Origin of the sequence: Peribacillus sp. CSMR9, assembly GCF_033141925.1 — a bacterium.
GTDB lineage: Bacteria > Bacillota > Bacilli > Bacillales > DSM-1321 > Peribacillus > Peribacillus simplex_A.
Genome location: NZ_JAOPHO010000020.1, coordinates 62,595 through 68,678 on the forward strand (window position 1 = coordinate 62,595; position 6,084 = coordinate 68,678).

Sequence of the window (6,084 nt, forward strand, 5' to 3'; positions counted from 1 at the left end):
ATGTCAGAAATCATTCATTTATATCACACCAATGATCTCCATAGTCATTTTGAAAATTGGCCTCGTATTGATAAGTTTCTTAAAGAAAGAAGACAACTTCATCAAGAAACGGGAGAAGAGGCAATCATACTTGATATAGGAGACCATGTGGATCGCTGGCATCCATATACAGAAGGTACGTTGGGTAAAGGAAATATTGAACTTCTGAATGAAGCGGGCTACCAATATGTAACCATCGGCAATAATGAAGGGATCACTTTACCTCATGATGCGTTAGACTCCTTATATGATCATGCAAGGTTCAAGGTCTTGGCAGCCAATATTTATTATGGGGATAATGAAAGGCCGGAATGGGCGCTGCCATATTGGATACATACAACGGTAAAAGGTACCAAAATTGCCTTGATAGGTCTGACAGCTTTTTTTCAAAAGTTTTATTCTGCGATGGGCTGGGAATTAACAGAACCATTCGTTGAGTTAAAGGAACAACTAGAAAGGGTTAGAACAGAGGCAGATGTAATCATCATCCTTTCTCACCTGGGCATCCATGATGATGAGCGGATGGCAGCGGACTTTCCGGAGATTGACGTCATACTTGGCGCGCATACCCACCACATCCTTCACCAAGGGAAATTGATCAATGATACACTCCTATGCGGTGCAGGGAAATATGGTTTTTTTGTTGGGCAGGTGGAAATGACCGTCAATCAGGAAAAGAGAATTAGCAAGAAGAGTGCCATTCTCTATGATACGAATGACTTTTCGGAATTAGAGAATGAACGATCATGGATTGAAGCAATGTACCAGGCCGGTGGGGAAACGCTAAAGCAGGTCGTAGTGGACTTACCGGAAGCGCTGGAAAATGATTGGTTCAAAGTAAGTGCTTTGACGAAAATCCTTGGTGAGGCCTTAAGGGAGTGGAGTCAGGCGGATTGCACCTTTTTGAATGCGGGTCTTCTGCTCGATGGATTGCCAAAGGGACCTGTCACAAAAGGGGATATTCACAGAATCTGTCCACACCCCATCAATCCTTGCATCGTTGAAGTTAATGGGAATGAATTAAAAGAAATCTTAATGCAATCGAGAAATGAGGAGTGGCCACACATTCAGGTGAAAGGTTTCGGTTTCCGGGGAAAAATCATGGGCGTCATGAATTATGATCAAATTGAATTTAACGAAATGGAGAATGGAATCGTAAAAGGGATATTGATAAAAGGGGAGAAACTGCAGGCTGATAAGTCCTATAAACTGGCAATACCTGATATGTTCACGTTTGGGCACTTTTTTCCAAGTATTCAGCGCACCAATCGCAAGGAATATCTATTACCGGAATTCTTACGGGATATCCTTTTATGGAAGTTGAAAAAAATATATACAGATGCCTAACGCTAAATCACGGTTTCGCCTTTTCATTCATAAAGTATGAGGAAGAAAGGGGCGAACCCAATGATTAGCATGATACCAATAATACTTGATAATCATACATTCCTAGCCATTTCTGTCCGACTTCCCAAAACGAATTTACTTGCCGTCGCTTCCGAAAAAGGATATATAATGTGCGGTGCGTTGGATGTTGCGCTGCTGAATGATAAATTGAGAGATCGTAAAATCCTTGCAGGCAGGGCTACAGGAGTTAAATCGATTGATGAGCTTTTGGAAGCGCCGCTTGAATCAGTTACCTGGGAAGCTGTGGAAAAAGGCATTTATCCAGGAATGATTGGTAAAGAGGCATTAATCAAAATGATTTGAAGTGGTGGGCTTTCTTTTATCCAGAAGGGGGCCTTGTTTTAATTCACCAAGAAAATAGTTAATATTTTTCAATAAATATTTTTAAACGGATTCATTTATAAGGATATTTTCCGATAACCCTTATAAAGAAACGGTTTGATTTACAAATATTGAATTGGGAAATGGAGTACAAGTATGAGGCTAGCTATTACAAAGTCCCTGAGCCCTGGAGCCAGGCTCGGAAAAGACATTTATAATGAGCAGGGCCATATCCTCTTGTGTGAGGGTCTTACATTAACGCAGAAAATGATCGCTCGACTGGTATCCCTTAATATTCCCTTAGTTTACATTCAAGATTCTAGGACGGATGACATTATTCCAATGCCACCAGTATTCGGGAACCTAAGGAGAGAAGCCATTAATAGGATTGAAACCACTTTCCTGGACATGAAAAACGAAATGAACCTTGATGGATCTTTCACGATGGAGCAACCTAACGTTAAGTTCACTCAAATCGTCCGAAACATCATGGACGAGCTCAATAGGAATAATGAGTTATTGACTATATTGGCGGATGTTTATACATACGATGACTATATCTTTACTCATTCCTTCAATGTGACCCTATATACCCTGGCAATCGGGATGGAGTTGAATATTAATAATAAGAATCTCGAAATTCTTGGGCTGGGAGCGATTTTACATGATGTCGGCAAAATGTTCATACCTTTGGGAATCCTCCATAAACCCGGTAAGTTAACGGAAAAGGAATTTGAACAAATCCAAAAACATGCCGATTATGGATTTCATCTAATCAAAAATGTTCATACCGTTTCACATTTAGTTGCAAATTGTGCCTATCAGCATCATGAAAGGCTTGATGGATCTGGATATCCACGTGGAATAAAAGGGGATGAAATCCATTATTTCGGCAAGATCATTGCCGTTGCCGATGTGTTTGATGCCGTGACTTCCAATCGGGTTTACCGTAAGGCCATGCTGCCTCATCAGGGGTTGGAAATCCTTTATGCGGGAATCGGGAAAAAATTCGACAATACGATCATCGAGGCATTCCGCCGGGCAGTTGCCATCTATCCAAATGGTCTATCCGTAGAATTGAATGATGGGAGAAAAGGTGTCGTATCCGCTCAGAATGAGGGGATAGGGGACCGACCCATGATAAGGATACTTGAAGAAAATGGGGAACAGGTAAAAGAGTCCTATGAAGTGGATTTGAATAAAAACCTGCAGTTGCTGATCATGAAATGTCTCAATATACAAGAACCAGCCTAAACTCAAGGATAAGCTGGTTTTTTTATTCCTTGTTTTCCTTCATGATGGCAGGTGCCACCGAACCGTTTCCGTTACTATAATAACTTGGTACATCACCCTCAATTAGCAAGCTGCCGACTGTCACTTCCTGACTGACCTTGGTCTCTTTAGTGAAGGAGGGGATGACGATTTGAATATTGACATCAAAATCCACAATCAATTCATAATACACATTATTGATTCCAGCGTTTGTCAATTTTGTCTTCAAATCCGATTCAACATTACCGATGACTGACATTTTCACTGGGATTTCAGGTCCATAGTTGGAAAGGAGATTATTCCCGGTTACGACACCCAATGGTATATAATAGACTACACTTTTATATTGTTCATCATTTATTTTGGAGGAACCCTTTTTAAAAGGATTTCCCTGTTCGATGCCAAGCTTGTTTTGAATATCCTTTGTAATGTTAGCGCGCAATTCACTGTATATGACCGGATTGAAGCTATAGGAAGAACTGGAGTCCTTACCACCCTCGTTGTTGGTGATGATTTTGTTCATATCAATCTTGGATATATTCTCATCTACAGATTCATGAATCGTTTCCGTTGCAATCCGTTTGATTTCATATTCGGCTACACTCATGATCACCGGTTCAATTGATTTATCAACATACCAAAGAGTCATGATGCTTGATATGATAAAAAGGATAAATGAGTAGAGGAATACTTTTCGGGTGGGAAGAGGCCCCTTTTTTCGGAATTTCTTTGTTCGAAATCTTTTTCGGAACACGCTTTAGCCCCCTTTACTAATACCTATGCATCAAGTTCGGGGGTTTATGTTCGAATCAAAAAAAAGCAGCGAGAAATTCGTCGCCGCTCACTTTTGTTTTTTAGCTAAATCCTTCCTTTCCCACATTTTTAAATAGGGGTAAGGGTCAAAGCTCCATTCTGTGATTCCGTTGTCTTTGTACATCCCATAATGAAGATGCGGAGGGAACTTACCCGCAGTTCCAGGAGGGCCGTAACCTGTACTGCCTACACCTCCGATGATTTGTCCGGGCTCGACGATTTGTCCGACTTTCAATCCTTCGGCAAATCCGCTTAAATGGGCAAAGTAATGATACGTATTATTTAAATCCCGTATCCCGATCCGCCAACCCCCGAATTTATTCCAGCCTTTCATTTCAATGATTCCATAGCTCGTTGACCGAACAGGAAGGCTATAATCCGCAAATATATCTGTACCCTCATGGATTCTCCTTCCGCCCCATCCACGAGCGCTTCCCCATGTATTTAAATACGTATAATGGGTCCGTACTGGAACTGGAAAGGCCTTTTCCTGTAAATCCAGCCGGCCATATTTCTTATAAATCTTCGCATTGCCGATAATGATGCTGACGGCTTTATCTCGTTTATAATATTCCCATAAGCCGATCCGGATATTATCTTCATCTGAACCATAAGTATGGAGATGCTTCGAAAAAGCGTATAATCGATCGGTGTCATTAGTAACATCAGCTTTGCCATCGCCATTCCCATCCTGGCCCAACCCATCAAAAAAGGTGATCGTTAGCGGGTTCATATCGTTTAAGTGAGGATTGAGAGCCCCACCCCACTTTGAAGGCTCGATATTGATGCCAATTAAACCCTTTGCCGGCTCTAAATCCCGTCTGGCAGCCCTTAGGCTGTGCTCATATTGATCTGCGCCAGCAAGGTAATACCATGGGATTTGCAGGGTAGCTTCCATGTTTCTATAAAGCGCCATTCTTCCTGCATAAACTTCAGGGGTATCAGCGGCATTAACCATTTGGCTTGATGCATCCAAAATAAACAAACAAGTTATGATAAGAAAAAATAATTTTTTCAACGGGGCAACTCCTTTCATGAGAATCTTCAATTTATAAAGACATCAGTCCATCTTTTATAGTTTTGCTGATTTGGCTTTAAACATGAAAAATAAATAATGGGAAACCAACTATAACTTGTATAAATGCTTTTTTATTGTTAAAGTAGGGTGTGTTAATTTCGATAGAATGGAGTGACATTTTCATGTCTTCTACAAATAAAGAAATTCTTCGTAAACCAGATTGGTTAAAAATAAAGCTTAATACTAATGAAAACTACCTCGGTTTAAAAAATATGATGCGGGAAAAAAATCTTCATACAGTCTGTGAAGAGGCGAAATGTCCGAATATTCACGAATGCTGGGCAGTGAGAAGAACGGCCACATTCATGATCTTAGGTGAAATCTGTACAAGGGCATGCCGTTTTTGTGCAGTTACAACCGGACGTCCTAATGAATTGGACTGGGCTGAACCAGAGCGTGTTGCGGATTCCGTTGTTCTGATGAATTTAAAGCATGTTGTCATTACAGCTGTTGCCCGTGACGATTTAAAGGATGGAGGCGCTGAAGTTTTCGCTGAAACGGTCCGTGCCATCCGACGCAAGAATCCATTTACATCAATTGAAGTATTACCGTCGGATATGGGCGGGGTGCATGAAAATATTAAGACTTTGATGGATGCTAAACCAGACATTCTGAACCATAATATAGAGACAGTCAGAAGTCTATCCGACCGTGTACGGGCTCAAGCTAAATACGAACGTTCATTGGAGCTTTTAAGAAGAGCCAAAGAACTGTATCCGGAGATTCCGACAAAGTCCAGCTTAATGGTCGGCCTTGGAGAAACACGGGAGGAAATCCTCGAAACGATGGATGACCTAAGGGCTAATAATGTGGATATCATGACGATCGGCCAGTATTTGCAGCCGACTAAAAAGCATTTGAAGGTGCTGAAATACTACACGCCTGAGGAGTTTGCCGAATTGAAGGAACGTGCATTGGAAAAAGGATTCAGCCATTGTGAATCCGGCCCGCTTGTCCGTTCTTCCTACCATGCGGACGAACAGGTTAATGCAGCGGCTAAACATAAGCAAACCAAAGGTGAAGAATTATTGAAATAGAGTGAAATAAAGGACCGAAAAATTCGGTCCTTTCATTTTTAATGGCTGTTTTCACATACTTTGTTGCTATTTACCAGGTAGTGAGTTGTGGTTGATTTCCCCTCCAGATGCTCGCTT

6 protein-coding genes are annotated in these 6,084 nt (G+C 41.3%); 4 read left to right on the forward strand and 2 right to left on the reverse strand.

Annotated features, from left to right (window positions below; genetic code table 11):
- From N9I19_RS11795 to N9I19_RS11805, 3 genes are all read left to right on the forward strand, one after another.
- Positions 1-1,386, forward strand: coding sequence for a bifunctional metallophosphatase/5'-nucleotidase (locus tag N9I19_RS11795; RefSeq protein ID WP_317777891.1), 1,386 nt, complete (start codon positions 1-3; stop codon positions 1,384-1,386).
- A gap of 60 nt (positions 1,387-1,446) precedes the next feature.
- A complete protein-coding gene (locus N9I19_RS11800) occupies positions 1,447-1,749 on the forward strand; it encodes a YunC family protein (protein ID WP_317777892.1) in 303 nt (100 codons plus the stop codon).
- Between the two features lie 174 nt (positions 1,750-1,923).
- The gene (locus N9I19_RS11805; RefSeq protein ID WP_089361888.1) at positions 1,924-3,021 is read left to right on the forward strand and encodes an HD-GYP domain-containing protein; all 1,098 of its coding nucleotides are present in this window, start codon (positions 1,924-1,926) and stop codon (positions 3,019-3,021) included.
- A gap of 22 nt (positions 3,022-3,043) precedes the next feature.
- Here the strand turns inward: N9I19_RS11805 and yunB are convergent, their stop codons facing one another.
- The gene (yunB, locus tag N9I19_RS11810) at positions 3,044-3,793 is read right to left on the reverse strand and encodes a sporulation protein YunB (RefSeq protein ID WP_061465479.1); all 750 of its coding nucleotides are present in this window, start codon (positions 3,791-3,793) and stop codon (positions 3,044-3,046) included.
- Positions 3,794-3,880: 87 nt separating this feature from the next.
- Positions 3,881-4,888: a M23 family metallopeptidase gene (locus tag N9I19_RS11815; RefSeq protein ID WP_411730430.1), complete on the reverse strand. Its 1,008-nt coding sequence runs from the start codon at positions 4,886-4,888 to the stop codon at positions 3,881-3,883.
- A 164-nt stretch (positions 4,889-5,052) separates the two neighbouring features.
- On the opposite strand from N9I19_RS11815, the gene lipA reads away from it, so the two are divergent.
- A complete protein-coding gene (lipA, locus tag N9I19_RS11820; RefSeq protein ID WP_125162574.1) occupies positions 5,053-5,967 on the forward strand; it encodes a lipoyl synthase in 915 nt (304 codons plus the stop codon).
- Positions 5,968-6,084 lie beyond the last annotated feature (117 nt).